The 26,727-nt window shown below is 64.0% G+C and carries 24 protein-coding genes and 1 tRNA gene; 11 read left to right on the top strand and 14 right to left on the bottom strand.

What is annotated here, in order from left to right:
• Positions 1–263 precede the first annotated feature (263 nt).
• The 4 genes from AAFP32_RS14035 (at position 264) to AAFP32_RS14020 (ending at position 3,175) form a co-directional block, all read left to right on the top strand.
• Positions 264–746, top strand: coding sequence for a CarD family transcriptional regulator (locus AAFP32_RS14035; protein ID WP_009883639.1), 483 nt, complete (start codon positions 264–266; stop codon positions 744–746).
• A 41-nt stretch (positions 747–787) separates the two neighbouring features.
• On the top strand, positions 788–1,636 hold the full coding sequence (locus AAFP32_RS14030) for an IspD/TarI family cytidylyltransferase (RefSeq protein ID WP_350269641.1): 849 nt from the start codon (positions 788–790) through the stop codon (positions 1,634–1,636).
• 65 nt (positions 1,637–1,701) lie between these two features.
• Complete coding sequence (gene ispF, locus AAFP32_RS14025; RefSeq protein WP_420883402.1) at positions 1,702–2,220, top strand: 2-C-methyl-D-erythritol 2,4-cyclodiphosphate synthase; 519 nt, start codon at positions 1,702–1,704, stop codon at positions 2,218–2,220.
• A 7-nt stretch (positions 2,221–2,227) separates the two neighbouring features.
• The gene (locus AAFP32_RS14020; protein ID WP_350269639.1) at positions 2,228–3,175 is read left to right on the top strand and encodes a hypothetical protein; all 948 of its coding nucleotides are present in this window, start codon (positions 2,228–2,230) and stop codon (positions 3,173–3,175) included.
• Here AAFP32_RS14020 and AAFP32_RS14015 read toward each other — a convergent pair.
• The 5 genes from AAFP32_RS14015 to AAFP32_RS13995 all read right to left on the bottom strand — a co-directional run bounded on the left by AAFP32_RS14015 (position 3,133) and on the right by AAFP32_RS13995 (position 8,506).
• Positions 3,133–4,443 (bottom strand): amino acid permease, encoded by a 1,311-nt coding sequence (locus AAFP32_RS14015; protein ID WP_420883401.1) that lies wholly within the window; start codon positions 4,441–4,443, stop codon positions 3,133–3,135. The genes AAFP32_RS14020 and AAFP32_RS14015 overlap by 43 nt on opposite strands.
• 308 nt (positions 4,444–4,751) lie before the next feature.
• Positions 4,752–5,423, bottom strand: coding sequence for an MBL fold metallo-hydrolase (locus AAFP32_RS14010; protein WP_350269637.1), 672 nt, complete (start codon positions 5,421–5,423; stop codon positions 4,752–4,754).
• The gene (locus AAFP32_RS14005) at positions 5,423–6,514 is read right to left on the bottom strand and encodes an S-(hydroxymethyl)mycothiol dehydrogenase (RefSeq protein WP_350269636.1); all 1,092 of its coding nucleotides are present in this window, start codon (positions 6,512–6,514) and stop codon (positions 5,423–5,425) included. Before AAFP32_RS14005 ends, AAFP32_RS14010 begins: the two co-directional genes overlap by 1 nt.
• A 320-nt stretch (positions 6,515–6,834) precedes the next feature.
• On the bottom strand, positions 6,835–6,939 hold the full coding sequence (locus AAFP32_RS14000) for a methionine/alanine import family NSS transporter small subunit (protein WP_350269635.1): 105 nt from the start codon (positions 6,937–6,939) through the stop codon (positions 6,835–6,837).
• 1 nt (position 6,940) lies between these two features.
• A complete protein-coding gene (locus AAFP32_RS13995; RefSeq protein ID WP_350269634.1) occupies positions 6,941–8,506 on the bottom strand; it encodes a sodium-dependent transporter in 1,566 nt (521 codons plus the stop codon).
• A gap of 296 nt (positions 8,507–8,802) precedes the next feature.
• On the opposite strand from AAFP32_RS13995, the gene cysS reads away from it, so the two are divergent.
• Complete coding sequence (gene cysS, locus AAFP32_RS13990) at positions 8,803–10,254, top strand: cysteine--tRNA ligase (protein WP_350269633.1); 1,452 nt, start codon at positions 8,803–8,805, stop codon at positions 10,252–10,254.
• Positions 10,255–10,333: 79 nt separating this feature from the next.
• Positions 10,334–11,269, top strand: coding sequence for a 23S rRNA (guanosine(2251)-2'-O)-methyltransferase RlmB (gene rlmB / locus AAFP32_RS13985; protein WP_350269632.1), 936 nt, complete (start codon positions 10,334–10,336; stop codon positions 11,267–11,269).
• Between the two features lie 142 nt (positions 11,270–11,411).
• Here rlmB and AAFP32_RS13980 read toward each other — a convergent pair whose 3' ends face one another.
• The 4 genes from AAFP32_RS13980 to AAFP32_RS13965 form a co-directional block, all read right to left on the bottom strand.
• Positions 11,412–12,911 carry an amino acid permease gene (locus tag AAFP32_RS13980; RefSeq protein WP_350269631.1) on the bottom strand — a complete coding sequence of 500 codons (1,500 nt, stop codon included), beginning with the start codon at positions 12,909–12,911 and terminating at the stop codon, positions 11,412–11,414.
• 131 nt (positions 12,912–13,042) lie between these two features.
• Positions 13,043–13,936, bottom strand: coding sequence for an SDR family NAD(P)-dependent oxidoreductase (locus AAFP32_RS13975; protein ID WP_350269630.1), 894 nt, complete (start codon positions 13,934–13,936; stop codon positions 13,043–13,045).
• A 189-nt stretch (positions 13,937–14,125) separates the two neighbouring features.
• The gene (locus tag AAFP32_RS13970) at positions 14,126–15,394 is read right to left on the bottom strand and encodes a DUF4032 domain-containing protein (RefSeq protein ID WP_350269629.1); all 1,269 of its coding nucleotides are present in this window, start codon (positions 15,392–15,394) and stop codon (positions 14,126–14,128) included.
• A gap of 3 nt (positions 15,395–15,397) precedes the next feature.
• Positions 15,398–16,105 (bottom strand): ABC transporter ATP-binding protein, encoded by a 708-nt coding sequence (locus AAFP32_RS13965; protein WP_350269628.1) that lies wholly within the window; start codon positions 16,103–16,105, stop codon positions 15,398–15,400.
• A gap of 326 nt (positions 16,106–16,431) precedes the next feature.
• On the opposite strand from AAFP32_RS13965, the gene AAFP32_RS13960 reads away from it, so the two are divergent.
• Together AAFP32_RS13960 and AAFP32_RS13955 are read left to right on the top strand one after the other, a co-directional pair.
• A complete protein-coding gene (locus tag AAFP32_RS13960) occupies positions 16,432–17,412 on the top strand; it encodes a LacI family DNA-binding transcriptional regulator (protein WP_101620225.1) in 981 nt (326 codons plus the stop codon).
• On the top strand, positions 17,409–18,482 hold the full coding sequence (locus AAFP32_RS13955; RefSeq protein WP_350269627.1) for a LacI family DNA-binding transcriptional regulator: 1,074 nt from the start codon (positions 17,409–17,411) through the stop codon (positions 18,480–18,482). The genes AAFP32_RS13960 and AAFP32_RS13955 overlap by 4 nt, the downstream gene beginning before the upstream one ends.
• Before the next feature lie 21 nt (positions 18,483–18,503).
• Here AAFP32_RS13955 and AAFP32_RS13950 read toward each other — a convergent pair whose 3' ends face one another.
• Complete coding sequence (locus AAFP32_RS13950; protein ID WP_350269626.1) at positions 18,504–19,442, bottom strand: trehalose-phosphatase; 939 nt, start codon at positions 19,440–19,442, stop codon at positions 18,504–18,506.
• Entirely contained in the window at positions 19,439–21,001 is a 1,563-nt protein-coding gene (locus AAFP32_RS13945) for a trehalose-6-phosphate synthase (protein WP_350269625.1), read from the bottom strand. The genes AAFP32_RS13950 and AAFP32_RS13945 overlap by 4 nt, the downstream gene beginning before the upstream one ends.
• A gap of 65 nt (positions 21,002–21,066) precedes the next feature.
• On the opposite strand from AAFP32_RS13945, the gene AAFP32_RS13940 reads away from it, so the two are divergent.
• The 3 genes from AAFP32_RS13940 (at position 21,067) to AAFP32_RS13930 (ending at position 24,208) form a co-directional block, all read left to right on the top strand.
• Complete coding sequence (locus tag AAFP32_RS13940; protein WP_350271504.1) at positions 21,067–23,040, top strand: serine/threonine-protein kinase; 1,974 nt, start codon at positions 21,067–21,069, stop codon at positions 23,038–23,040.
• A gap of 134 nt (positions 23,041–23,174) precedes the next feature.
• The gene (locus AAFP32_RS13935) at positions 23,175–24,035 is read left to right on the top strand and encodes a thioredoxin domain-containing protein (protein ID WP_350269624.1); all 861 of its coding nucleotides are present in this window, start codon (positions 23,175–23,177) and stop codon (positions 24,033–24,035) included.
• A gap of 100 nt (positions 24,036–24,135) precedes the next feature.
• Positions 24,136–24,208: transfer RNA gene (locus tag AAFP32_RS13930), tRNA-Thr, on the top strand.
• 68 nt (positions 24,209–24,276) lie between these two features.
• On the opposite strand, the gene AAFP32_RS13925 is transcribed toward AAFP32_RS13930, so the two are convergent.
• From AAFP32_RS13925 to AAFP32_RS13915, 3 genes are all read right to left on the bottom strand, one after another.
• On the bottom strand, positions 24,277–24,870 hold the full coding sequence (locus tag AAFP32_RS13925; RefSeq protein WP_350269623.1) for a hypothetical protein: 594 nt from the start codon (positions 24,868–24,870) through the stop codon (positions 24,277–24,279).
• A 209-nt stretch (positions 24,871–25,079) separates the two neighbouring features.
• Positions 25,080–25,391 (bottom strand): hypothetical protein, encoded by a 312-nt coding sequence (locus AAFP32_RS13920; RefSeq protein WP_350269622.1) that lies wholly within the window; start codon positions 25,389–25,391, stop codon positions 25,080–25,082.
• 58 nt (positions 25,392–25,449) lie between these two features.
• Positions 25,450–26,691, bottom strand: a complete 1,242-nt coding sequence (locus AAFP32_RS13915) for an MFS transporter (protein ID WP_350269621.1) — start codon at positions 26,689–26,691, stop codon at positions 25,450–25,452.
• Positions 26,692–26,727: the final 36 nt, after the last annotated feature.

Raw genomic sequence — 26,727 nt, 5'->3', positions numbered from 1 at the left:
CAAGATCAATCTGTATACTACCCGGTTTTTGACCGGCCGTAGAACCCGAAAAGAGACCGGACGTGTTCCTCCTTCGAGAACTCCAGCAACGCCCAGATCTGATGGCGTGCGTTGCGGCTGCGAGAACCCCGGCATCGCCCAAGATGACCTCCTGGTCAGTAAGCCGCGAGGCGGACCCTAGCACGAAGAATCCGTAGCCTGAACGATTTCTGTGGCGCGCCTCATGGTAAACTGGAGGTCCGCGAAAGGGGTTTGAAGAGAATATGAGTTTCGAGGTCGGCGACACAGTTGTCTATCCACATCACGGTGCAGCGACAATCCAAGATATCAAAAAACGAACCATCAAAGGTGAGGAGAAACTGTATCTCAAGCTCCAGGTCGCCCATGGTGATCTAGTGATCGAAGTTCCTGCGGAAAACTGCGACCTCGTCGGTGTGCGAGATGTCGTCGGTGAAGAGGGTGTTGAGAAGGTATTCAACGTCCTCCGCGCGGAATTCGTCGAAGAGCCCACGAACTGGTCTCGTCGCTACAAGGCGAATCTTGAGAAGCTGCAGTCCGGTGACGTGATCAAGGTTGCCGAAGTCGTTCGCGACCTGTGGCGTCGCGAGCAGGACCGCGGCTTGTCGACTGGTGAGAAGCGCATGTTGTCCAAGGCCCGTCAGATCCTCGTTTCCGAACTCGCATTGGCCGAGAAGAAAGAGGAATCCGAAGCAGAGGCCATTCTGGACGAAGTGCTCGCGTCCTGAGTATCTGCGTCATCGTTCCGGCTGCGGGGTCGGGATCGCGTTTGGGCAGTGCAGACCCGAAGGCCCTCGTTCGTCTGAACGGGAAGAGCCTTCTGGCTCGTAGTCTTGAGGCGATCGTCTCCTCGGGAGTGGCTTCTTCAATTGTGGTTGCCGCTCCCGAGGAGTTTTTAATGCGTGCCCGCAGCGAAATCGATAACATCTCGGAATCGGGGCTCGGGGATTCGGAAGCCAGTATTTCGGGCATTCGAATCACAGTTGTAGCAGGTGGAAATGATCGAATCGAATCTGTGCAATCGGCCTTGAAATATGCCGGTGCCGCTGACATTGTTCTGGTCCACGATGCCGCCCGCGCATTGACACCGTCCGACGTCTTCCGTCGTGTGGCCGCGGCTGTCCGCGCCGGCGCCGAGGCGGTCGTTCCTGTCTTGCCGATGACCGACACCGTGCGCCGCGCGGAGAGGCGTCCCGCAGTGAAATCGGATCACCGTCCCACCACGGCCGACGTACCCCCGGTCCCTCTGCCGCGACCAGACTCAAACGGTCGGCAGAACATGGTCGAATCCGGCGCCGACAGCGACCCGGAGTTTCCGACCGTTGAGGTCCTCCACGGTGATCTCGACCGTTCGCGCCTCCGCCGGGTTCAAACTCCACAGGGATTCACCTCAGCCATCCTGCGCCGAGCACACGAGGAATACGACCACGGCCAGGCCGCCTCATGGCCTGGGGGCCTCGGAGCCACGGATGACGCGGGACTCGTCGAGCGCCTCGGTGTCGACGTTGTCGCTGTCGACGGTGACGAGGAAGCACTGAAGATCACCTACCCGCTCGATCTCGTGCTCGGTGAGCACATCGCGAAGCAGCGGGATGGGACGACGAGGGACACGAAGTAGCGGGATGGGACGAGGAGCCACACGATGAGGGATGCAACGAGCGGAAGAGGGCAGCGACGATGACCATGGTGATTCCGCGCACCGGCATCGGAGTCGACGTGCACGCCTACTCCGACGATCCTGAGCGTGAGCTCTGGGTCGCGGGATTGAAATGGCCCGGCGAACGTGGGCTCGACGGCCACTCCGATTCTGATGTTGCCGCCCATGCGTGCTGTGATGCGCTGTTCTCCGCCGCGGGGATCGGTGATCTCGGTCAGCACTTCGGCGTCGACCGGCCCGAGTTCGCGGGCGCCTCCGGAGCCGTTCTCCTCGCCGAGGCGGCACGCCAGGTCCGCGCGGCGGGTTTCGAGATCGGCAATGTCTGTGTCCAGGTCATCGGCAACCGTCCGAAGATCGGCACCAGGCGGATCGACGCCCAACAGGTGCTGTCCCAGGCAGCTGGCGCCGACGTCTCTGTGTCCGGGACAACGACCGATGCACTCGGTCTGACAGGACGCGGCGAAGGAGTCGCGGCCATCGCGAATGCTCTTGTCTATCCCAGTGCGCGCGACGAGGCGTCGGTGGCAGCACCGACACCGCACTGAACTTCCCATGAAGGTCGTGTTCCAAGGCGGGGGAGCGATCGGCATCGCAGGTGCCGCGCTGTTCGGTCGACGGCACGAAACGGTGGTGGTCTCACGGTCGGTGAGTTCGACCCCAGATGAGGTGCCGCCGCGAGATGCCGCATACCCACGACAGGTGCGCTCCTTCGGGCGGGGTCCAGTGTGCCGGGTGCCCGTGGTCGATTGGGCTGCGGTGAGTTCGGAATCATGGGACCTCTTGGTGCTGACGACACGGCCGGGTGACCTCGACGAGGGAGTTGCCGCATCGATTGTCGCGACTTGTCCGGGCATCATCGCGATCACCAGCCAGGTCGACGGGGACCGCGACATTGCGGTGTCACTGTTCCCTGAATCCGAGATCCTCGTCTTCTCGCCCGCGCTCCTGTCCGAGAGGACGGCGGGCCGTAGCGTCAGCTACTGGCGCCCACCCGGGATGCCTGTGTTCATGGCCAGCGGCCGCCGGGAACCCGTGCGAGGACTGCGGCGCATGCTCGGTGGCCTCATCGTCGGTGTTCCGGCCGTCCTAGTCTCCGCTCCGCCGGCGGTGTTCATTCCCTATGTCGCGCAGCTGAGTGTTCGTGAGGGGAACTGGGCGGATCTGAGGACACACCTGCGACGACCTACGCAGGCCGCAGCGGAAGCTGTGCACGCCGTCACTGGTGTCCGGATGCCGCTGTCGGCCAGAGGCGCCGGACTCGTCCTCGACGCATTGGAACGATTCGTGCCCATCGACGTCAGTGAGTACGCGGGCCGACACTTCGCCCGTCACGAGGGCCAGACACTCGACATGCTCGACGGATGGATCAGACGAGAAGCCGAACGAGCCCCTGCGACGGGCCGATCACAGACACCCACGCCTGCCGTGGCGCAGTCGTCGGCGCTGCGCGAACTGGCTCAGATCTTGCTCTTGCGCGTGACCAGGCATCCGATCCCGTAGAGCGCCGCGGTGAAGACCAGAGTGCCGAGTATCTGGATCCGCACGGACTCCACAGTCAGGCCGAGGACGATGATCAAGGCGATGCCCGCCAGCGTCGCATAGGACAGCCAGGGGAAGAGCCACATCTTCAACGGCAGTTCGTCACCGGCGGCCTCGGCGCGACGCCGGATGATGATCTGGGACACCAGCGTCACGACCCAGGTGACGATGAGCGTCGACCCGACGACGTTGAGCAGTATTCTGAGCACCTCGGCGGCCCAGAAGTAATTCAGTGCCACCGCCACGAAACCAAACGCCGAGGTGGCCAGCACCGCTGCCATCGGAACGCCGCGTTTGGTCGTGCGACCCAGTCCTGTCGGCAGCATCTTCCGCTCGGACATGGAGAACGCCATTCTGGAGGCACCGTAGATGTTGGCATTCATCGATGACAGCAGGGCGATGACGATGACCGCGGCCAGGAGCGAGGCGACGGCCGGGAGACCGGCAGTGTCGAGGACAGCGACGAAGGGCGATTCGCTCAGCCGTTCGTCTTTCCAATCGAGGACGAGGACGATGATCGCGACAGAACCGATGTAGAGGAACAGGATGCGCCACACGATGGTTTTGATCGCCTGCGTCACGCTGCGGCTCGGATTCGCGGTCTCGGCCGCGGCGACCGCCACGATCTCGATGCCGCCGAAGGCGAACGCCACGACGAGAAGGCCAGCGGCGACACCGGGGAGACCCGTGGGCATGAATCCGTCGGTGAAGACCGCTGCCGGTGGTTCTGCGGGAGTCCAGCCGAACAGGTATGCGGCCCCGAGGACGAGGAACAGGGTCACGAAGGCGACCTTGATGAGAGAGAACCAGAATTCGAATTCTCCGAAGCTGCCCGAGGTGGTGAGGTTGATCGCGGTGAAGATGACCATGATGGCCAGTGCGATGACCCATTGCGGGATCGACGGGACGTAGCTGACCGCGATCTGTGCGGCGGCAGTGGCCTCTGCGGCAACGACGAGGCAGAGCTGGACCCACCAGAGGGCGCCGACGGCGAATGCGGCGGCAGGACCCATGGCTCGCCCAGCGTAGTGGGAGAAGGCCCCCGGGTTCGGGTCGGCAGCCACGAGCTCTCCGAGGGCTCGCATGACGAAGATGACGATGAGTCCGGCGACCACATAGGAGATGAGGACGGCGGGACCTGCAGCCTGGACACCGGCACCGGAGCCCACGAACAGGCCGGCTCCGATCGCCGACCCGAGGCTCATCATGACCAGATGGCGGGGCTTCATTCCGACCTTGAGGCCGGTCCCGCCCCGCGACGCATCAGATGTCAATGAATCTGACGATAGGTCTGCGTTTACAGGGGGCTGCGGTGATGGAGATTCAGGCACCAGATGAGTCTAGCGCCCGACCTCGATCCCGGGACAGCATGGTGCGCCTTGACGACAGAGCAGTGGAGACGAAGAGATGCCGTGGTCGCAGATCTGCGACCACGGCATCTAAATCTGACCGGCGCCGAGTGGACTCTTCGGTGCCTCAGAGCACCGTTTGGCGGTTGAGGTGGTGGCCATCTCGGCGAATCAGCGGTGTGAGAGTCTCACTCTCCGCGTTTGATCCAATCCTCCAGCGACGGCGCTTCGGCACCGATCGATGTCGGCTCACCGTGTCCGGTGAGGACGACCGTGGCATCGGGGAGCTTGAACAGGACGGTCCTGATCGACTCGATGATCGTCTCGAAGCTCGAGTGCGAACGGCCGGTGGCTCCCGGGCCGCCGTGGAAGAGTGTGTCTCCGGAGAACAGCACGGGGCCGACTGCTCGGCCCGCTCCCGCTGAGGCGGGCACCGGCAGCCCGGTTTCGATGAAGAAGCAGGTCGAACCGGGGGAGTGTCCGGGCGTGTGCAGGGCTTTGACCCTCACCCCGCCGACGGTCCAGGTGTCGCCGTCGGCGATTTCCGCGTCGGGGCGGTAGCTGTCATAGGTCATGTCCCACAGGACGTGGTCCTCGGGGTTGAGGTAGACGGGCGGGTTGCCTACCCGGTGGGCGAAGTCGCGGACGACTCCGACATGGTCGTCATGACCGTGGGTCAGCAGGATCGCCTTGACCTCACGTGACCCGACCTTCTCCGCGATGGCGTTGACGTCATGCGCGGGATCGATGACGATGACTTCGGAATCGTCGCCGATTATCCAGACGTTGTTGTCCACGTCCCAGGTTCCGCCATCGAGCGAGAACGTTCCGGACGTGACCAGGTGCTCGATTGCCGTCATCAGAACTCCACCACCGATCGCAGTACCTTGCCTTGGCTCATCTTCTCGAATGCCTTCTCGACGTCGCCGAGTCCGATCCGCTCGGAGACGAACTTCTCCAACGGAACGCGTCCCTGCTGATAGAGGTCGACGAGCATCGGGAAGTCCCGCTCGGGCAGGCAATCGCCGTACCAGGAGGACTTCAGGCGGCCTCCACGACCGAAGACGTCGAGCAGCGGCACGCTCAACTCCATCTCCGGAGTCGGCACGCCCACGAGCACCACGGTGCCCGCAAGATCACGGCCGTAGAAGGCCTGACGCCAGGTCTCGGGACGTCCCACAGAGTCGATGGCGACATCGACGCCGAAGCCACCGGTCAGTTCCTGGATGGCTGCGACAACCTCGTCCTCGCTCTTGCCGCGAGTATTGACCGTATGAGTGGCACCGAGATCCTTCGCCCACTCCAGCTTCGTGTCATCGATGTCGAGGGCAATGATCGTGCCGGCACCTGCCAGCGCAGAACCGGCGATGGCCGCGCAGCCGACTCCGCCGCAGCCGATGACGGCCACAGACTTGCCGCGGGTGACCTCGCCGGTGTTGATCGCGGCGCCGATTCCGGCCATTACGCCGCAGCCCAGCAGGCCCACGACAGCAGGGTCAGCCTCGGGGACCTTCGTGCACTGTCCGGCCGCGACCAGGGTCTTCTCCGCGAAGGAGCCGATGCCCAATGCCGCCTCGAGCTCGGTGCCGTCGGGCAGCGTCATCTTCTGTGAGGCGTTGTGGGTGTCGAAGCAGTACCAGGGCTCACCGCGCTTGCAGGCGCGGCACTCGCCGCAGATCGCACGCCAGTTGAGGATGACGAAATCGCCCACCTCGACTTCGGTGACGCCTTCTCCGATCTCTGAGACCGTGCCTGCAGATTCGTGGCCGAGCAGGAACGGGTAGTCGTCGCTGATTCCGCCCTCGCGATAGTGGAAGTCCGTGTGGCAGACGCCACACGACTTCACATCGACGATGACCTCGCCGGGGCCCGGATCGGGAATGACGATGTCGGTGAGTTCGACCGGTGCCCCCTTGCTGCGGGCAATGACACCTTTGACGGTCTGTGGCATAGCTTCTCCTAGTGCTCTGGGCGTTGTGCTCTGGGCGTGGGCCGAGGCCCATTGCGCCAGACGATGAGTTCGTTCAACCCCCACCCTAACCAGGCAGAGCCGTCGCGACCAGTGTGCCCGCCGAATGAGAATCGGTGGCTCGCAGGAAGGCCGTTTGTCAGGGTCGACACGATGAAGGCGGTCCGACTCCTGTTGCCAGGAGTCGGACCGCCTTCGACATCTTCGCTGTTGTCCAGAGTGCTCGCTGACTTTCAGCGGCCGTTCAGAACCTCAGCTGCGGTCACGTGACGTCGGTGAGAGTTCAATCCGTCACGGAGTGCTCACTCGCCGTCCGGGTGCTTGCGCAGGTGGACGATCGCGGCTCCGAGCCCGCCCCACACGGTGACAATGGCGATGATCATCATGATGATTGCTGACGTACCCATCTCAAACTCCCTTGTTCTGTTCAGCAGCTTTGTTCTCTTCTGCGACGGAATCGGCGATAGCGATCTTGGTCGCATCGATGGACGACTGCGGCCATTTCACCAGCGTGAGTACGATGGAGACCACTGCCAACAGGCCGATCATGCCCCAGCCGAAGACGCCCAACAGGCCTGGTGGGTAGTCCTCATAGCCTTCGGTGGCAAAGGTGATGATCTGCTGAATGAGCATGTAGATGAGCAGCACAGGCGTGATCACACCGACACAGGCGAGCCAGATTTTGTTGACCTTGAAGCTCGAGACCGCGTTGAGATGATCGCGCAGGACCGGAAGCTTGCGCAGGACCCAGCCGACCATGACCAGTGCGAGCACTGCAGCCCCGACGATTCCGAGGTTGTTCGCCCACGCATCCATGGTGTCGAGAACGTAGAGTCCGGTGATCGTCGTCATCAGCAGCACCGAGATAACGGCCATGAGGCCTCCGACGATGAAGACGGAGAGCTTGTTGCTCCAGCCGAACTTCTCGCGCAGCGCCTGGATCGGCACCTGCACGATCGAGATGAGCGAGGTGAGGCCGGCAAAGACAAGGCAGGCGAAGAACGCAAAGCCGAAGAAGGCACCACCGGGCATTTGCGAGATCAAGGTCGGGAACGCGACGAAGGCGAGGCCGATGCCGCCCGATGCGACGTCGCCGACGGCAGTTCCCTGTGCTGCGGCCATGAAGCCCAATGCCGCGAATACGCCGATTCCGGCGAGGATCTCAAACGCCGAGTTGGAGAACCCGACAACCAGGCCGGCGCCGGTGAGGTTCGTCTTTTTCTTGAGGTACGAGGCATAGGTGATCATGATGCCGAAGCAGATCGACAGTGAGAAGAAGATCTGACCGTAGGCCGCGATCCATACTCCCGGATCGGTGAGCGCCTCGAAGTTCGGCGTGAAGAGTGCATTGAGACCCGCGCCGGCACCCGGCAGGAAGAGTGACCTGATGACGAGGATGAGGAAGACGACGACAAGCAGCGGAATGAAGAGCTTCGAGAAGCGGGCGATTCCATTCTGCACGCCGAGGATGAGAATGCCGACGGTGACTATCCAGACCAGAATGACCGGGATGAGCACACCGGGGACGAATTCGAACGATACGCCGGGGTCGCCCAGGTGGAGGTACTCACCGAAGAAGAAGCTCTCCGCGTCGTCTCCCCACGACAGTTTGAGGGAGAAGAACATGAAGCAGCCCGCCCAGCCGATGATGGCGGCGTAGTAGATGCCGATGATGAAGGCGATTCCAGTTTTGAACCAGCCGATCGGTTCCGCAGCTCGGCTGAAGGAGCGATAGGCCAGAGGTGCAGCCGCTCGAGTCCGGTGGCCGAGCGCATAGGTGAAGAAGAGCAGCGGAATTCCGGCTGTGAGGAGGGCGATGAGGTAAGGAATGAGGAACGCGCCGCCGCCGTTCTCATAGGCGACATATGGGAAGCGCCAGATATTGCCGAGGCCCACTGCTGAACCGATGGCTGCGAAGATGAACGCGCCACGGGAGGCGAAGACCTCCCTCTGGGGTGATTTGGTGGAAGACATGGTGTTCCTTTCTGTCCAACCACGGGTGTATGAGATTGATGCCGGTGTCAGGGCTGCTGTGACCGTGCTGCCGGCAAGTTCGCGTTCCGCTTCCGAGGGGGTCTCCTCGTAGTGGAGCAGACGCGGTCGCGTTGACTTACTTTCCAGCATACTGGGAGTTTTCTGTGAAATGTGCCACATATCACGTGATCTGAGTTACAATCACATATCAAATGTTGGAGACCTCATAGTCGCCCGCTGGTCATGCTCTCCGCTCAGGCGGCAACACCCCGCCTGTCCCCGGTAGACTTAAATATGTGACTATCGCTCTGTACAACACCGCCAGCCGCACCACCGACGAACTGCGCCCCGTCAATGCCGGGCACGTGGGCATCTATGTCTGTGGTGCCACGGTGCAGGGCGAGCCCCACATCGGCCACCTGCGCTCCGCCTCGGTCTTCGACCAGCTTCGTCGCTGGCTGATGTACCGCGGCTACAGCGTCACTCTGGTCCGCAACGTCACGGACATCGACGACAAGATCCTGTCGAAGTCCGCCGAGGAGGGCCGGCCCTGGTTCACCCATGCCTTCACATACGAGCGGGCCTTCACCCAGGCCTACGCCGCCCTCGATGTGCTGCCTCCCAGCTACGAACCCCGCGCCACCGGGCACATCACGGAGATGATCGAGCTCATCGATCGACTCCTCGACGCAGGCTATGCCTACCAGGCTCTCGACGGCAGCGGTGATGTGTACTTCGCGGCCACCTCTTGGGCGGACTACGGGGAGCTGACCAACCAGCGCCTCGATGATATGGAGCCCGCCAACGATGCGGATATGCGGGGGAAGAAGGACGCCAGGGACTTTGCTCTGTGGAAGGCGCACAAGCCCGGCGAGCCCGACACCGCTTCGTGGCCGGCTCCCTGGGGTCGCGGCCGACCGGGCTGGCACATCGAATGCTCGGCCATGTCGACGAAGTACCTCGGCGAGAATTTCGACATCCACGGAGGCGGACTGGATCTGCGTTTCCCCCATCATGAGAACGAGCTGGCCCAGTCGCGCGCGGCTGGTGACCGGTTCGCCAACATCTGGATGCATTCGGGCCTGCTCAACGTGGGCGGGGACAAGATGTCGAAGTCACTGGGCAACTCGGTCTTCGCCTCCGAGCTCTTCCACCGTTACAGCCCGCTGGCTGTGCGGTATTTCCTCACCGGTGCCAGCTACCGGTCGATCCTCGAGTTCTCACCCGAGGCCATGGACCGGCAGACCGCCTCGCTCGACCGTTTGGCGAACTTTCTCCAGCGAGCTCGGCAGGCACTTCGAGACGAGGCGCCGGCACTGCCCGACGTCAGCGACTCCTACCGCGGTCGCAGCGTCGACGTGCCCGCGGAGTTCGCAGCCGCCCTCGACGACGACCTCGGCGTGCCCCGCGCACTGTCCGTGGTCTTCGCGAAGGTCACAGAGGGTGCGAAACTCCTCTACTCCGGCCAGGACCGGAACACACTCAGACAGATCGTCGCCGAGGTGGAGCTGATGCTCGATATCCTGGGAGTCAATCCCAGCGCCGAGGCGTGGGCTCAGTCAGGAGCGAATGCGACGGTGGAATCGGCGCTGGATTCCCTCGTCGATGCGCTCGCCGCACAAAGAGCTGAGGCGAAGGCGGAGAAGGACTTCGCCACCGCCGATGCGATCCGCGACAATCTGGCCTCCGCCGGAATCGTCATCGAGGACACGGCCGACGGTTACCGCTACCACGTCAAAGACAGTTGACCCCACTGCACTCTTCTCAGGAAATCTCTCCCGGTGACGAACTTCGGTTCGTGACCACCTACGACTCTTAAGGATTCACATGGCTTCCAACCCACGCGCCGGCGGCTCGAAGAAGGGCCCGACCAAGGGCTCCGGCGGCAAGAACAAGCGCAGCCTCCAAGGCAGGGGCCCCACGCCCAAAGCCGAGGACCGTGTCTATCACAAGGCACATAAGTCGGCAGCGGCCAAGAAGGCGTCGAGCGCCCATCAGGCCAGGCGCCGCAAGAAGGAGAACGGTCCGAACATGGTCGCCGGGCGCAACTCGGTGCTCGAAGCTCTGCGTGAGGACGTTCCCGCAACCACGATGTACGTCGCCGGACGCATCGACTCGGACGACCGTGTCCGGGAGGCCATCACCCTGGCGACCAAGCGCGGCATCTCGATGCTCGAAGCGAGCAAGCCCGACCTTGACCGGCTTACCGATGATGCGATCCACCAGGGCATCGCCCTGCAGATCCCTCCTTACGAATACGCCGAGCCCCGTGACCTGCTCGCGGTTGCAGCCGACCGCGCCGAGGCTCCGCTGCTCGTGGCACTCGACGGCATCACCGATCCCAGAAACCTCGGTGCGATCGTGCGTTCCGCCGCAGCCTTCGGTGGTCACGGCGTCATCATTCCCGAGCGTCGCGCCGCGTCGATGACCGCTGCCGCGTGGAAGACCTCCGCCGGTGCTGCGGCCCGCATCAAGATCGCCCAGGTCGTCAACCTGGCTCGCGCCATCGACGAGCTCAAGAAGCAGAACGTCTTCGTCGTCGGACTCGACATGGACGGAGACGTCGAGCTGCCGGAGCTGAGCTTCAGCCGCGACCCGCTGTGCATCGTCGTCGGCTCCGAGGGCAAGGGCATCTCTCGCCTCATCGCCGACAAGTGTGATCAGATCGTCTCGATCCCGATCGCGGCGACCACGGAGTCCCTCAACGCGGGAATCGCCGCGGCCGTCTCCCTCTACGAGGTCGCCCGCACCCGCCGCGGCTGATCTGCCGGCTGTCATCGCCCCACAACTACCTGAGGGCGGCCCAGCAACCTCGCGCAAGGTTGCTGGGCCGCCCTCAGGTAGTTGTGGGGGCTGTTGGGAGTGCTCCTTGAAGACTGCTTGTGCTGCGCCCGGTGCAGCCCGGCTAGCGTGAGATGCTGGCGCGGTAGTCGCTGGTGCTGAGTGCGCCGACGCGTGAGTGGCGGCGGCTGTAGGTGAGGTAGACGACGAAGCCGACGAGCATCCAGAGGCCGAAGACCACCCAGGTGGTCCCGCCGAGGTTGATCATGAGGAACGCGCATGCCAGGGAGCCGAGGATCGGGATGACCGGACCGAAGGGCACCTTGAATGAGCGCGGCAGGTCCGGGCGTTTGGCGCGGAGATAGATGACCGCGATGTTGACGAGACAGAAGGCGAACAGAGTGCCGATGCTCGTGGCATTCGCGAGTTCGCCCAGCGGGATCAGTGCCGCAGTTATCGCTACGAGCACACCTGTGACCAGGGTTCCCACCAGGGGAGTGCCCGTGCGCGGAGAGACGATGCCGAAGACCTTCGGGACCATGCCGTCGCGCGACATCGTGAGCAGGATGCGTGACTGTCCGTAGAGGACGGTGATGACGACCGACAGGATCGCGAGCACCGCGGAGACGGCGAAGATGAAGACCGCGAGGTTCGACTGCGTGAGTTCGTGGACGATCTGGACCAGGGGAGCGGTTGAGGTCTCGAACCACTGCCACTGCCGGGCACCGATTGCAGCCACGGCCACCAGTACGTACATGGTGGTGACGATGACCATCGAGAGGATGATCGCCCGCGGCAGGTCCCGTTTCGGGTTCTTCGCCTCCTCACCGGCAGTCGACGCAGCATCGAAGCCGATGTAGGAGAAGAACACACTCGACGCCGCGGCGGTGACTCCGGCGGCGCCCATAGGCAGCATCGGCGCGAAGTTGCCGGCCTTGAACGCGGTGAACGCGACGATGGCGAAGAAGATGAGGATGCCGAGCTTGACGAACACGATGATCGTGTTGACGATGCCGGATTCCTTGGCCCCGCGCATGAGCAGGACCGTGGCGAGGAGGACGACGACGAGTGCCGAGAGGTTGATGACTCCGCCTTCACCATCGGGGCCAGCCGACAGTGACGGCGGCAGCGACATCCCGAAGATCCGCAGCGTCTCATTGACGTAGTCGGCGGCACCGACGGCCACCGCAGCCACGGAGACCGCGTACTCGAGGACGAGGCACCACCCGCAGACCCAGGCCACGCCTTCGCCGAGGGTCGCATAGGAATACGAATAGCTTGACCCCGACACAGGAACCATGCCCGCCATCTCCGCATAGCTGACGGCAGAGAGCAGAGCGGTGATTCCAGCCAGGATGAAGGCCAGCCAGACGGCAGGGCCAGCGATCGGAACGGCCTCGCCGAGGATGACGAGGATGCCTGTGCCCAAGGTGGCGCCGACACTGATCATCGTCAGCTGGAAGACGCCGAAGGTTCTGCGCAGACCGCCGGTGGACGCGTCCTGGGTGTCCTCGACCATGCTGCTGATCGACTTGCGACGGACCAGCTGACTGGCCAGTCGAGGCCGATCGGTCGCTGTTGCAGAGGGCGCTGTTGTAGAGGTGACGTTGTCTCGAGCGGTCATGCGAATATTCTTCCACGCGCAGCCATGGCGGCCGCACGCGACCGCCTGCAACGGCCGCACGCGACCGCCTGCAACGGCCGCACGCGCCGGCCGCACACGCCTACATGCTGCGCCTGCGTTCGGCCGGAGCCTTACAGCCGTGGGGAGAAGCGACCGTCCTGGGCCATCCAGCCTCCGTCGACGAGCTGCGAGTGTCCCGTGACATACGTCGAGGCGTCGGATGCGAGGAACAGCACAGGTCCGGCGATTTCGTGGAGGTGCCCCCAGCGACCCAGAGCGGTCTTCTCCGCATAGGCGGTCCACCACTCCTCATCGGCCTTGATCTGCTGGGTCAGCGGAGTGTCGAAGGGCCCGGGCAGGATCGCGTTGACGCGCACGCCCTGTGGCCCCAGCTCACTGGCCAGCGTCTTCGTCAGCTGCACGACACCGGCCTTGGCTGCGGCGTAGAGGCCCTGACCAGGCTCGATGGCCAGAGCCCGGAACGATGAGTAGGTGACGATGGAGCCGCGGCCCCGCTCGGCCATTTCGGCACCGAATCCGCGCATCAGGCGATAGGTGCCTTTGAGGTTGATGTCGATGACCCGGTCGAATTCCTCGTCGGTTGTCGACAGCAGTCGCTTGCGCACGTTTGCGCCCGGGGTGATGACGAGCACCTGGGAGTGAGGATGGGCCGCGACGAGGGCGTTGACCGATTCGGTGTCGGTGATGTCGACGTGGGCGGCCTCGGCACCCGGCGCCGAGGTGGCGCTGTGCCCGCCCTTGCCTGTGTTGCCGGAAGCGCCCTGGCGTTCGGTGATGATCCGCACGGTCTCCTCGGCGCCATCGAGGTTGAGGTCGGCGACGACGACGTGGGCACCGGCATCGGCGAGGCCGATTGCGCTCGCCTGGCCCAGTCCGGATCCTGCTCCGACGACGACGGCGGTGCGGCCGCTGAGGTCGAAGAGGGAAGGAATTGAAGGGTTGTCCTCATTCGTCGGTATGGAATTCTGCTTCGTCGACGTTGACTTCTGCGGGACTTGCGACATCGGAGGTCCTTTTCATAGCGCTGGCGGTTCAGGCGGAGATCGCCTCATTGTTCTCAAAGATATGCCCGCCGAGGCGGCACGAGGATCCACGTTCCACCTGGTGGAATCCCAGCCCAACCGATCTCTGCCGAACCCAGCCCAAGCGATCCCTGCCGAACCCAGCCCAGGCCTGTTCCGGCTGGGTCGTCCTCAGAACTTCTGGCTGTTGACGTACAGTGCCTCGTCGGGGAGGTTCGCGAGGTAGTCGACGATGAAGTAGGCGATGGCCTCCATCGTGGGGATGTCGCGTTGCCTGGCAAAGGACATCACGCGCCGGTGCTCGACGAATTCGTAGAAGATCTGGCCTGGTTCGAGCTTGTGCGTGAGGTTCTCCGGGATGGCGGAGATCAGGGGCTTGTAGACCTCGTCGAGCCACAGCCGGGCGGCCTCGCCCTCGTCGAGTTCGACCGGCAGCCCACCCGAGCCGTGCGCTCCGCCGGTGAAGCCGGGAGCACTGCGGTGGGAGTCGAGGTCGTTGAGCATGGTCCGCGCCTGGTTCTCGTTGGCACCGATGCCCGTCAGGCGCAGAAGTCTGCGGGAATGGTGGTTGGGTTCGACGACCTTCGGTTCGACCAGCAGGCTGACGCCGTCGAGGTCGGTGGTCACGGTGAGTTCGCCCAGGTCGAATCCCAAGTCGTTGAGGCGGCGGATGCGCTCGTCGATGCGCCACCGTTCGTTGACAGAGAACTCCTCGACCCGAGTCAGCTCGGTCCACAGTCCGTTGTAGGCCTCGAACAGTCGCTCACCGGCCGCCAGCGGGTCGACCGCAGAATCGATGAGGCCCGCGGCCTGCAGGTCGAGGAAGTCACCGGCGATGTTCGTGCGCGCGATGCGCAGATCCATCTGCCGCTGACCGTCCGAGAGCTGGTCGTGAAGCTCACCGGTCTCCGCATCGACGACATAGGCCGCATAGGCATCGGCGTCACGCCGGAACAGGGTGTTCGACAGGGACACATCGCCCCAGTAGAAGCCGACGAGGTGAAGCCTGGCCAGCAGGACCGCCAGGGCATCAACGAGGCGACCGGTCGTGTCCTCGGCCAGGGCTCGTGAGAACAGCGCACGGTAGGGCAGCGAGAAGTCCAAGTAGGCTGTCAGCAGTGCTCCAGGCAGGTCCGTCGCCGAGGCGGTGGACCGGTTGGTCACATAGGCGCGGGGTTCGACCGTGGGGACAGCCAGGTTCCCGAGCACACCGAGGATGTCGAATTCGCGCAGGGCCCGTCGGTCGTCGGTCTCCTTGATGGCAAGGACCTCCTCGCCGATCTCGACGAAGCGCACGACGTGTCGGGAGATTCCGCGGGGCAGCCCGCCGAGGAAGTCCTGGGGCCAGTCACCGAGGGGAAGGTGCCACGGGAGTCGCGCTATCGCGGCATGGTCGGAACTGCGGACCGCGTGGATCTGCGGAGCTGAAGTCGCGGCCACCGATCAGGAGTCCACGTCCGCGACCGATGCGACGAGCGCCTCGGCGACTTCAGGTTTCTCCACCCCGATCAGACGCCCATGGTCGAGGAATGCGATGCGATCGCCAAGGACCTTCGCGTCCTCGAGGTCCGCTGTGGCATAGAGGGTGGTCAGCCCGAATTCCTGCTGCAGATCCTTGACCAGGCGCAGGGTGTCGGCCTGGTGCTCGGGGACGAGGTTGACGACCGGTTCGTCCATGATCAGGACCTTCGGCTGACGAACCACGGCCCGGGCCAGGGCGATCGTCTGGCGCTGCAGGGCGGAGAGATCACCGGGGACGGCATCGAGGATGTCGCGCAGCCCGATCTTCGAGGTCACGGACTCCACGCGTTCACGGATCTCCTCGGCAGGGAGACCATCCACACGGAGCGCGAAGCCGAGATTGTCGCGCACGCTCATGTGCGGGTAGAGGGCGTAGCTCTCCAGGGCAAGGGTGACATCGCGATCATTGACCGCGGCATGGGTGACATCGACACCGTCAATGAGTATCGTGCCCGTCTTGGGAGCCTCGAGGCCGTGGAGCATCCGCAGGATGGTCGACTTGCCGGATCCGGACGGGCCGTAGAGGACGACGAACTCGCCGTCGTCGATGAAGAGATTGAAGGGATGCACCGAGGGAGACACGGTGTTCTCATAAGCATGACTGAGGCCATTCAACGACACTGTTGACATGTTTCCTCCTAAAGTATTCCTGAGCAGCTGGTCATCGGTGACCTGGCAGGGATGCTCAGTCACGTTCATCCTAAGCCGTCGAATGTGCTCGATGACAGTCGATTCGACAAAGCGTAGAGTGATTCTCAGCACTGTGCCAGCGCGCAGCCGCGCAGCTGGGTGGATGCTGGGTGAGAATCCGCGGATCTCGCGATTGTGCCACAGGTCGTCGAATACTGATGCTGACGCTGACGCTGACGCTGACGCCGTTGACAACCGGGACAGGGACGGCGTTGACCATCGCCAAGGTGGTCGTCGGGAAGTCTGGCCCCGATAGACTTCACGGTATGAAGGTCAAGCTCGACGATGTCGCCGCCCGGGCAGGCGTGTCCCTGGCGACGGTCTCCCGCGTCCTCGGCAGGCGGGGCGCGGTGGCCGAAGAGACCCGGGCCCGAGTGCTCGACGCGATGGACTCGCTGGGCTACTCTCGCTCCACCCTCCTGCATGAGGCGCCGAGGCGGCTGGTCGCTGTCAGCGCGCCCGGAAATCCCGAATACTGGCAGGTTCAGGTCTGCACCCGCGTGGCCACCGAGCTGCAGGACCATGGTCTGCTCATCACCAGGCCTCCTGTCGAGACCGAAGTCGCTCCGCTTCAGGTTGCCGTCGATGCCGGCGCTGTCGCGCTCGTGACTCCGACGCTGACGAGCCTGCACACCGACATCCCCTGCATTCGCGTCGACGAACAGTCGGCAGTGGAGACCGATGATGCCAGCGGCGACATCATCGCCGCCCGCCTCGACCTCGGCGGGGGCATGACGACGGCCTTCGAACATCTCCAGGCCATCGGACACCGACGCATCGGTCTGATCTGCAATGACAGCGGTGAGCTTGCGGTTCAGCTGATCAGGCGATTCCGCGCCGAACACCCCTCACGCAACTTCGGGATCAGGCTCGACGACTGGATCGCGCAAGTCCCGAAGTCCTTCTCCGGCGGTTCACGCGCCGTCCTCGACCTCAAGGATGCGACCTGCACAGCGGTGATCGTGCAGTCGGCTCTGCAGCTGCACGGGGCTCTGCACGGTCTGCGCAACCGGCACCTGCAGGTGCCGCGGGACATGTCGATTGTGGGTTTCGGAGACTCACCGACGATGAAGTTCACCGGACCACCGGCCACCGTTCTCGGCATCGACGTCGAGGGGCTCTCGCAGGCACTCGTCACAGCAACCCTGTCGACGCTGAAGATCTCCGGTGAGGACCTCCAGTCGGTCCCGCCGGTATTCCGGCCTCGGCTGCTGGCACGAGCGTCGACGACGGCGGCGAGACAGTGAACCCGGACTCGGGCCCGGGTTCGATGCCGAGTGTGCCCGAATCCGGTGAGCATAAGCACGTCGGGCTCGGCGAGATCGCAGGTGCGGCAGGAGTATCGAAGGCGACGGCTTCGCGGGCTCTGCGCCACCCCGAATCGGTGTCGCCGGGCTCACTGGCCAAGGTCAGGCAGGCCATGGCGATCTTCGGCGTGGACTCGGGCAGCCAGGACACACCCACCGGGCCGATGATCGCCCTGGTCCGGCCCGCCGCACCGGCGGGCAACGTCGACCCCTATGCGCGCCTGTTCGACCTTCTGACCAGCAGAGTCTTCGCCCAAGGGATCGCTGCCGTACATGTGGAGGCCGTGGCGAACCAGGCGGAGTCACTGGCTCAGTCACTCCTCGGCCCGGCCGGCAGTGAACCTCATGTGCAGGGCGCGATCGTCCTCGGCGGGGGAGCGGCCGGTGAGCTTGCCGCGAAGCTGGCCGAGCGCCACCTGCCGCAGATCAGGGTCTCCAACGCCCGACACGAGGACGGGGTCTCCCGCATCGTCCTCGACGCCACGGACGGCATCGCAACCGCGGTGCAGCACCTCGTGCACCTGGGGCATCGTCGGATCGGGCTTGCCGTGCTCCGCGATTCCGCCGCTGCCGGGCGCATTGCCGGGTTCCGCAAGTCCATGGCCCAGATCCTCCACATTCCCGCCACCCGTGACCAGGCGCCCGTTGTCGAAGCCGCGGGAGGCACCATGGCCGGAGTCGCCGCGGCCGAGGAGCTGCTCCACCTGCAGTGTTCAGCCGTCATCGCCTGTGCGCCCGCGCTGTCGTTCGGCATTCTCGAAGCCGCAGCCCGGGCTCGCCTCGACGTGCCGCGTGACCTCTCCCTGCTCACGGTCGGTGATATGCCCGATGCCGATGTCATCGCTCCGCCCCTGTCGCAGGTCAGCTATGACTGGGAGGCGATCGCCGTCTCCGCGCTGGGCGAGGTGAGGGCGATGATGGCGAATCCTGTCGAGGCCGTGGCCATCGACTATTCGGTGACTCCGGACCTCGTCCTGCGGGCCAGCGCAGTGCCGCCCCAGCGACGCTGACAAAGGCGTCGCCTAGGCGCCTCAGGACTGTGGCGGCTGTGTGCGGCGTTCGTGCGTGATGCGTGTGAGGAGTTCTGCGACCGCACTGGGGTCCGTGATCCGCCACGGTGCGCGAGTCGGGGCCGGCCCGACCTTGATGCCCAGACCCATGGTCAGGTCTTCGAGTTCGGCGAAGGCATCCTCGTCGGTGACATCGTCGCCGAGGTAGAGGACGGCTGAAGGGGTCCCTGCTGCGATGAGAGCCCGCAGGCCATCGCCCTTCGTTGTCGTCTTGACTGCGAGTTCGGTGATGTCGTGGCCCTCGATGACGCGGATCCCGGGATGCTCGGCCTGCACGGCGATGACATGAGCGTGCAAGGCGGATGCGAATTCCGCGTCGAGGCCGCGCGTGTGCACCGTGCGTGAGAATGGCTTCCGCTCGACCCTGACCTCAGTGACCGAACCCGAGCCAGACTGCGAGCCCAGGCCTGATCCCGACGACAAGTCATGTTCGAAGGAGTCGATGTGGGCGTCGATCGCAGTGAGCATCTGCTGTTCCTCGGTACTGACCTCAGGCTGAGTCATCGTCACTGCGGGTGACGGAGACGATGCCGGCGATGACGCACCCAGGTCCACCTCGGCGCCGTGTGAACCCACCAGCCACACCCCCTCGGGTGGATCGGCCAGATGGCGCAGGGTTGCGATGTCCCGGCCGGAGACCAGAGCCACCCGGGTGTCGGGCAGGATGCTGAGATCAGCGATCGCGCGTTCGGACTTAGGGAGCATCCGGGACAGTTCGGGGTTGTCCTGCAGGGGTGAGAGCACACCGTCGAAGTCGAGGGCGATGAGGACCGAGTCCGCGTCCGTGACCTGCCTGAGGTCAACCTCGGCGGGCACCGAGAAGGCAGGATCCGACAGCGGTGTCGGTGTCGGTCCGGGGCAGGTCTGGGAAGGTGGACTGGCAGCCGGATCCGATGTCACTGATAGTCCTCACTGGGTGCAAGTGTGTCGACGGTGGAGGTGATGCGGTCGGACGCCGTCGTCGACCGGTCCGGGAGGTCGGCGGGACGATCGGGGATGATCGCCTCCGGATTGGTGTGGATGGCTTCGAGCTCGGCGAGGAATCTCTTCGACCAGATGCTCACGGTGTCCGTGGCGATCTTCTTGCGCATCTGCTTCATCCGGCGTGACCGCGTCTTCTGATCCATCTGCACGGCGTCGAGGATGCCGGCCTTGAGGTTGCCGATGTCGTGCGGGTTGACCATCACAGCACCCTTGAGCTGATCGGCGGCACCGGTGAATTCGGAGAGCACGAGGGCGCCGTCGTCGCGTCGTCGACACGCCACGTACTCCTTTGCGACGAGGTTCATTCCGTCGCGCAGGGCGGTCACCAGCATGACGTCGGCGGCGAGGAAGAATGCCGTCATCTCGTCTCGTGGATAGGAATGGTGGAGGTAGTGCACCGCGATGGACCCGACCTCGGCCTGCTCTCCGTTGATCCGACCGACGGCGAGCTCCACATCGTGGCGGATGATCTTGTACTGCTCAAGCCGTTCTCGCGACGGGGTCGCGATCTGGATCAGGACGACGTCTTCGATGTCGAGCTTCCCCTCGGCCAGCAGCTCCCCGAATGCCTTGAGCCGGTGCCGGATGCCCTTCGTGTAATCCATCCGGTCCACCCCGAGCATCACGACCTTCGGATTGCCGACCTCCTCGCGGATCTGCCGGGCGCGCTCGATGATCTTCGGATCACGTGCCAGCTCCTCAAGGTATGGGGTGTCGATGGAGATGGGGAACGCCTCGGCGCGCACAAGGTGGCCCGGCAGGAACTCGCCGGCAGGGACGTTGACCGTTGAACCCTTCGTCGTGAAATTGAGACGTCCGCGAACCGCACGTCGGAAGTTCGCAGCATCGGCCGGACGCTGGAATCCGATGAGATCAGCGCCGAGGAGGCCGCGGAGGATCTCGTCGCGCCAGGGCAGCTGGCCGAAGAGTTCGAACGGTGGGAAGGGGATGTGGTTGAAGAACCCGATCGCCAAGTCGGGACGCATCCGACGCACCAGCTGCGGGACCAGCTGGAGCTGATAGTCATGGACCCAGACGGTCGCACCCTCGGCGGCCACCTCGGCGACCTTGGCCGCGAATCGCTCATTGACACGCACATACGAGTCCCACCACGTGCGGTGGAACTCGGGCGGGACGATCACATCGTGATAGAGGGGCCACAGTGTTGCGTTGGAGAAACCTTCGTAGTACCTGAGGACATCCTCACTCGTGAGGGTGACGGGAACCAGATGCATCCCGTCGATCGTGAATGGGTCGAAATCGACGTCGGCCACCCCGGTCCAGCCGATCCACGCGCCCTCCTGTGACTTCATCACCGGAGCCACTGCAGTGACCAAACCCCCAGGTGAGGTACGCCATCCTTGGCTTCCCTCGGCAGGGTCCCGGTCCACTGGCAGTCTGTTCGCGACGACGACGAAATCGCTGTCGCCATACGCGGATGCTGAAGTGGTCTCGGCAGAGTTGACGGTGTCCATCTGCGCCTCCTCCTGAGTTTGTGCTTGGAATGAACTGTACCCGCTCGACTACGCTTGGACAGGTGATGGTTCAGGATCTGGGAGGCTACCGCCTCATCGAAGAGCTCGGCTCGGGCGGCATGGGTGTCGTCTATCTCGGTGTCGACGGCGGAAACAATCCTGTCGCGGTCAAGGTGCTGCACCCCCACATCGCCAATGACGAGACCGCTCGCCAACGGCTCGGGCGCGAGGTCAGGACACTGCGCCGGATCAAACATCCCAGAATCGCCGAGGTGCTCGACGCCGAACTCGAATCCGCCCAGCCCTTCATCATCACCGAGTTCGTCGACGGACAGACGCTGTCCGATGACGTGCGAGACAACGGCCCCTTCGCCGAGGACGAACTCGTCCACTTCGGCCATGCCCTCCTCGATGCCCTCAATGCTGTGCACGAGTCCGGTGTCATCCACCGGGACCTCAAACCCGCCAACGTCATGATCATGGACGGTGAACCGATGGTCATCGACTTCGGTATCGCACAGGTCGCCGACGAAGTGCGGGTGACTGCGACCGGCCTGGTGATGGGAACACCCGGGTACCTGTCGCCGGAGATCGCCGACGGCAAGACCTCGAGTGAGAAGACCGACTGGTGGGGATGGGCCGCGACCATGGCCTACGCCGCCACCGGCCGCAACCCCTACGGCTCAGGTCCTCTCGAAGCGGTGCTGGGGCGGGTGGCCATGGGCAAGTACGACCTCGACAATGCTCCCCGCAATTTTGTCCCCCTGCTCTCCGCCTGCCTCGACCCGAAACCCGAACGCAGGCCCAGCGGCCAGATGATCCTCGACGCCCTCGTCGACATCGAGTCCGGACGCGAGCCGCAGCTGGGGTCCGGACCGGCAGCCGGGAGCTCAAATCAGGCATCGCCGACGGGGACTGCGCGGATGCCGGCGGTCGACGGCGGTGGGCCAGGCTACGGCGCACCCGCGGCCTATGGCGGAGCCCCCGGCTACGACGCCTCAGGTTATGGTGCGACTGGGCACGGATCGCCGCGCGGAGGCTATCCCGGCTCGGTCCCGAACCCGAACGCGCCCGGAGGCGCAGACCCCGGTGGGACGAACCCGCAGGGATACTCACAACAGGGCTTCACCCCGCAAGGTCAGCGTCTGCAGGGGCAGCCCATGCAGGGCTATCCGCCGCAGGCACGATCTGGGGTTATGCCCGGTGCGCAGGGCCACCCGGCGCCGATGGACCCGGCGCCGATGAACCCGGGTGCGGCACCACCCGTGCTCAACCCCAACGGCAGCATCCAGGCTGCTCCGGGGTCAGCGATGGCCGGGACCAACCTCGGCGGGGCAGGGTATGGACACGGTGGACCACCAGCCGGTCAGGGCATCGTCCGGCCCGAGCTCGACGGCACCGGAGTCCAGCCGGGCCAGCCGGGATACGGCTGGGAGCCGATGACCTACCGGAGAATCCGGACCGGCGGATGGGTGGTGTTCGCCCTTATCCTGTTGGCCATCGCGATCATGCCGATGGGCCCCCTGGTGGTCACGCTCATTGCGTTCCTGTGGTCGATCTTGGCTCGAACCGGTACGCGATTGGACCGCAAGGCCCAGAAGCACCGGTTCGAACGCGGAACGGACAGTTCAGGATTCCTGCGCTCACTTGCCTCGGCGCCGGGTGCGATCCTGGCATCGGTGCTGACCTCGATCATGACATTCATCCTGCCGGCAATCGCGGGGGTCGCGATGCTCGTGCTGACCCGACTCGACATTTCGGGAATCGTGCCCAGCGGATATTCGGAGCAGTGGTCGGTGTGGGCCGCCGGTGCTGCCGGCGCCCTCGTGCTGTGGCTGGGGCCTGGTGCGGGCAGCCTGCGGTTCGGGTCACGGCTCATGGTCTCCGGGGCGACGCGCAACCAGCTGGGCAGACTCATAGCACTGTCCGCAATCGCGCTCCTCACCATCGTCGGGATCATGGTCATCCAGTCCGGGGCAGAGATGTCCTGGTGGCCACTGACAGCCAACCCCTTCTCATATCTTCCTGGCCCGGTGTAGTTGATCCTTGAATTTCACTGGGAATCGCAACACCACCTGTTTGGGTAGGGTGGGACGGTCGGGACTCGTATGTCGACCCGATTCCCCACGGTCCGAGGCCGGGCCGAGGTCAGACGATCGCAACGTGAGGAACAATGGCGAAGAACAACTCCGCTGACAACCGGCGGAACCAAGCACGTGAGAACGCGCGTCAGATCGCAGCGGCTCAGGACAAGAAGGAGAAGACCGCCAAGACGATCCTCTATGTGGGGATCGGCGTTGTCGTGGTCGTCGTGGCCGCAGTCGTCGGTGTTCTCATCTTCCAACAGAGCAAGCCGGGGATGACTCCGGCCAACTACGCAGCAGGTGGTGTCAGCCTCGCCAAAGACGCCGCAGTGGTGCAGCCGAAGCAGATGCCCGAGGGCGAAGAATCGGATCTGCCCACTCCCGCCGAGGCCGGCGCCAAGGACAATGCTGCGACTGTGACCGTCTACCTCGACTTCCAGTGTCCCGGTTGCAAGGCGTTTGAGGACGCCAACACTCCGACCTTGAAGAAGCTCGCTGACGAGGGGTCGATCGTACTCGAATACAAGCCGGTGTCGTTCCTTGACCGCATGTCCAGCGGCAACGAGTACTCCACCAGATCTGCCAACCTGGCCGCCTGCGTGATCGATTCTCAGCCCCAGCTGACCGAAGACATCTTCGCCGCGCTCTACGCTCAGCAGCCCGAAGAGCAGGGCAACGGACGCACCGATGAGGAACTGCTCAAGGTCGCCGAGGATGCGGGTGTCGACACCTCGAAGAAGCTCACTTCAGATCCCGAGCAGACCGTCAAGAGCTGCGTCACCGACCAGTCGTTCAAGGACTACGTCGAGAAGTCCTCACAGGACGCTCTTGACAACGGGGTGAAGGCCACCCCGTGGGTGCTCATCAACGGCGAGCACACCGAGAAGACCAGCGACCCGCAGGCTCTGGCGCTTGAGATTCTCAAGGCCACCGGCGAGGTCAAGGGCTGATCGATGCTGGATAGTTGAGTCTGCCTCGCGTCCGTTTTGTGGCCGCGATGGTGAATGGACTACTATCGTGTAGGCGCCAACGGCATCGTTGCGCCGCCACGCCTCCCTAGCTCAGTTGGTAGAGCACCGCTCTTGTAAAGCGAAGGTCATCGGTTCGAGTCCGATGGGGGGCTCACTGACGACAAGATCCCATCTTCGACAGATCATTGTGGAAGATAGGATCTTGTCGTGTGCGGACTCTTCAGATCAGGCCAGAGGTTTCCTCTTCGAGTTCATGGGTGTGTGAAACCATGAGTCCCAGAAGAGTCAGCACAGCACTCGCGATCACGGTGACGAAGAACGTCGACTGGTCGTTGATGGCATAGCCGTAATAGGTCATCCCCTGACCGTCGGCGGCTTGATTCTGCATCCATCCGGTCAGCCAGCCGCCGCTGAGTCCGCAGACGAGTGACGCCAGTCCGGAGATCGCAATCGTCAGAGGCCAGCGGTTCGACGCGATCGTGTTCGTGCCGGCCGACGCGATGAACGCGGCGTATCCGATGATGAGCGCAAGGAATCCTGCGATCGACAATACGACTCCGAGGCCGTAGACGATGACCGACCATGTCGGCATCGCGGAAGCATCGACGAGGGCCGTCAGGTTCGTGTCGGTGACATGCACCGATTCGGTCACCTGTTCAGGAGGTTCGCTATTCGTCAGGTTCATGGTCAGCTGCTGGTCCTTGAGGAGGGTGAGCAGTGGTCTGAAGATGTCGACGCCGGCCACGGCGACACCCGCGGCGAAGATCCCTCCTGTGAATGTGCTGATCTGCTTCTTCCGGTGTTCGGTGAGCATCGTGCTCCTTCTCGGTCAGTGCCGTCAATCGTCTTTGTCATATCGTTTATCGATGTATCGAAAAACGATTACATGCTGACGTTGTGAGCTGAGAGCGCGGAAGGAGTGACCCTGGTCACAGGTGGGGTCGACGGCGATCGCGGGTGTCGGGTCTGCCGGTCTGTGCCTGGTCTGACCGACACTGCTGACTCTGTGTGTCCGCTCCGGTTCTACCCGTCGACGCCGCGTTTGAATACGAGCATGAGAGCTCGCATGCTCAGGACGAATCCGCCGAAGGGCAGCACGAACCCGAAGAACGCGTAGAGGTGGATGCCCTCGGTCAGCAGCGGCCCCTGCTCGCTGGTGATGAGCATGATCGACCCCAGGACTGCTGCCCCGGCCAGCACGGCGACGATGAGCTGTTGGAACAGGCTGGTGAGGAACCGCCGGTCCGAGGTGTTCTCCAGCACCCGCATGTTCATTGAGAAACGACCCTGCTCGAGGTCCTCGGTGATCTTCGTGGACTTCAGCTTGCTGCGCATGAGTCCCAGGGCCGTCTGCGTACCCGGGTCATCACCAGCCTAGATGCTTCGTGCTGGATCAGTGCCGTCGTCTGCCGGGCAGGCCGATCTTTTGGGACCAGAGAATCACCCACAAGGCGCCGAGGATGGCGAACAGTCCCGGGAACAGGATTCCGAAGCGCAGTGAGGCGATCGTGATGACCAACGAGATCAGCCCCGGGCCGCCCAGTTTGCCGCCGTTGGAGAAGATCGCCCAGACACCTAAGAATCGGGCACGTCCTATCGCGGGTGAGAGATCGGCGCCGATCGTCATATTCACTCCGGCACCCAGCCCGTTTCCCACGGCCATGATCGCGGCGGCTGTGATCATTCCGGCCAAGTCCGGGCGCAGCACCATGACGAAGAAGCCGGAACCGAAGACCGTCAGGCACGTCGCGAGAGTCGTGGTGCGGCCGAGATGGTCCTTGATGTACGCGCCCAGGAACATGAAGAGGAGCTCGAGTCCCGCGCCGAAGGCGATGAGCAGGGAGATCGAGGACTCGTGCAGTCCGATCTCCACACCCCACAGCTGGATCACCACAGGCTGGGCCGACCTGGCCACGGTCAAAGCGATGATCGAGATCCCGACGAGGATCACGGCCTTCCATCTCACCTGGAGGCGTGGGCGTGATGGCTTCGGCGATGTCGGGCAGGCAGAGTCCCGATTCGTCGCACCAGCCCCACCCGTCCCACCAGCCCTGCGGTCCGAGTACCCGGGGATGCGGGCGATGGGCAGAGACATGACGACGACGGCGGCGACGGCGGAGATTCCGGCGAAGACGAAGACCGACCACAGGGGAAAGACGAGCATGAGCCCGGCACCGACGATCGGTCCCACGAGATTGCCCACCCTCTGGCTGCCGCCCAGCGCGGTCATCGCCTTCGCCAGGTCCTTCGGCGGCATCACCTCCGCGACAACAGCCTGACGGGCCAGGCTCCACACATCGGAGACCGGCGCGAAGAGCATGAGCGCCACCATGTAGAGAACGAGTGAGGCCGGCGTCTGCCAGACGAAGACCGTGACGATTGCTCCGAGGACAAGAACCGCGGTGATCGTGGCCACGAGCATCGCTCGAAAATCACCTAAGCGGTCGATGAGGATCCCCGCCGGTACCGTCGCGACGAGGGAGACTGCTCCCATGATGCCGACGACGGCGGCGGCGAAGGAGGTGCTGGAGCCCAGTGACAGCGCACCCAGGACCAGGACCGGGAGGATCGCGCCTAGGCCGACGGCGAAGAGGAGCGACGGCGCGAGGACCGGCCACAGAATGGGTTTGAGCACCCGGCCAGTCTAGATGTGGCTCAGGCCGGCCGACGC

It is taken from the genome of Brevibacterium sp. CBA3109 (genome assembly GCF_040256645.1).
GTDB lineage: Bacteria > Actinomycetota > Actinomycetes > Actinomycetales > Brevibacteriaceae > Brevibacterium > Brevibacterium koreense.
This window is presented reverse-complemented; position numbering and strand designations above follow the sequence as displayed.

Coding starts and splice junctions, on each gene's coding strand:
- AAFP32_RS14035 (WP_009883639.1), top strand. CDS start 264: ATGAGTTTCGAGGTCGGCGACACAGTTGTCTATCCACATCACGGTGCA.
- ispF (WP_420883402.1), top strand. CDS start 1,702: ATGGTGATTCCGCGCACCGGCATCGGAGTCGACGTGCACGCCTACTCC.
- AAFP32_RS14020 (WP_350269639.1), top strand. CDS start 2,228: ATGAAGGTCGTGTTCCAAGGCGGGGGAGCGATCGGCATCGCAGGTGCC.
- AAFP32_RS14015 (WP_420883401.1), bottom strand. CDS start 4,443: ATGAAGCCCCGCCATCTGGTCATGATGAGCCTCGGGTCGGCGATCGGA.
- AAFP32_RS14010 (WP_350269637.1), bottom strand. CDS start 5,423: ATGACGGCAATCGAGCACCTGGTCACGTCCGGAACGTTCTCGCTCGAT.
- AAFP32_RS14005 (WP_350269636.1), bottom strand. CDS start 6,514: ATGCCACAGACCGTCAAAGGTGTCATTGCCCGCAGCAAGGGGGCACCG.
- AAFP32_RS14000 (WP_350269635.1), bottom strand. CDS start 6,939: ATGGGTACGTCAGCAATCATCATGATGATCATCGCCATTGTCACCGTG.
- AAFP32_RS13995 (WP_350269634.1), bottom strand. CDS start 8,506: ATGTCTTCCACCAAATCACCCCAGAGGGAGGTCTTCGCCTCCCGTGGC.
- rlmB (WP_350269632.1), top strand. CDS start 10,334: ATGGCTTCCAACCCACGCGCCGGCGGCTCGAAGAAGGGCCCGACCAAG.
- AAFP32_RS13980 (WP_350269631.1), bottom strand. CDS start 12,911: ATGACCGCTCGAGACAACGTCACCTCTACAACAGCGCCCTCTGCAACA.
- AAFP32_RS13975 (WP_350269630.1), bottom strand. CDS start 13,936: ATGTCGCAAGTCCCGCAGAAGTCAACGTCGACGAAGCAGAATTCCATA.
- AAFP32_RS13965 (WP_350269628.1), bottom strand. CDS start 16,105: ATGTCAACAGTGTCGTTGAATGGCCTCAGTCATGCTTATGAGAACACC.
- AAFP32_RS13960 (WP_101620225.1), top strand. CDS start 16,432: ATGAAGGTCAAGCTCGACGATGTCGCCGCCCGGGCAGGCGTGTCCCTG.
- AAFP32_RS13945 (WP_350269625.1), bottom strand. CDS start 21,001: ATGGACACCGTCAACTCTGCCGAGACCACTTCAGCATCCGCGTATGGC.
- AAFP32_RS13940 (WP_350271504.1), top strand. CDS start 21,067: ATGGTTCAGGATCTGGGAGGCTACCGCCTCATCGAAGAGCTCGGCTCG.
- AAFP32_RS13935 (WP_350269624.1), top strand. CDS start 23,175: ATGGCGAAGAACAACTCCGCTGACAACCGGCGGAACCAAGCACGTGAG.
- AAFP32_RS13925 (WP_350269623.1), bottom strand. CDS start 24,870: ATGCTCACCGAACACCGGAAGAAGCAGATCAGCACATTCACAGGAGGG.
- AAFP32_RS13920 (WP_350269622.1), bottom strand. CDS start 25,391: ATGCGCAGCAAGCTGAAGTCCACGAAGATCACCGAGGACCTCGAGCAG.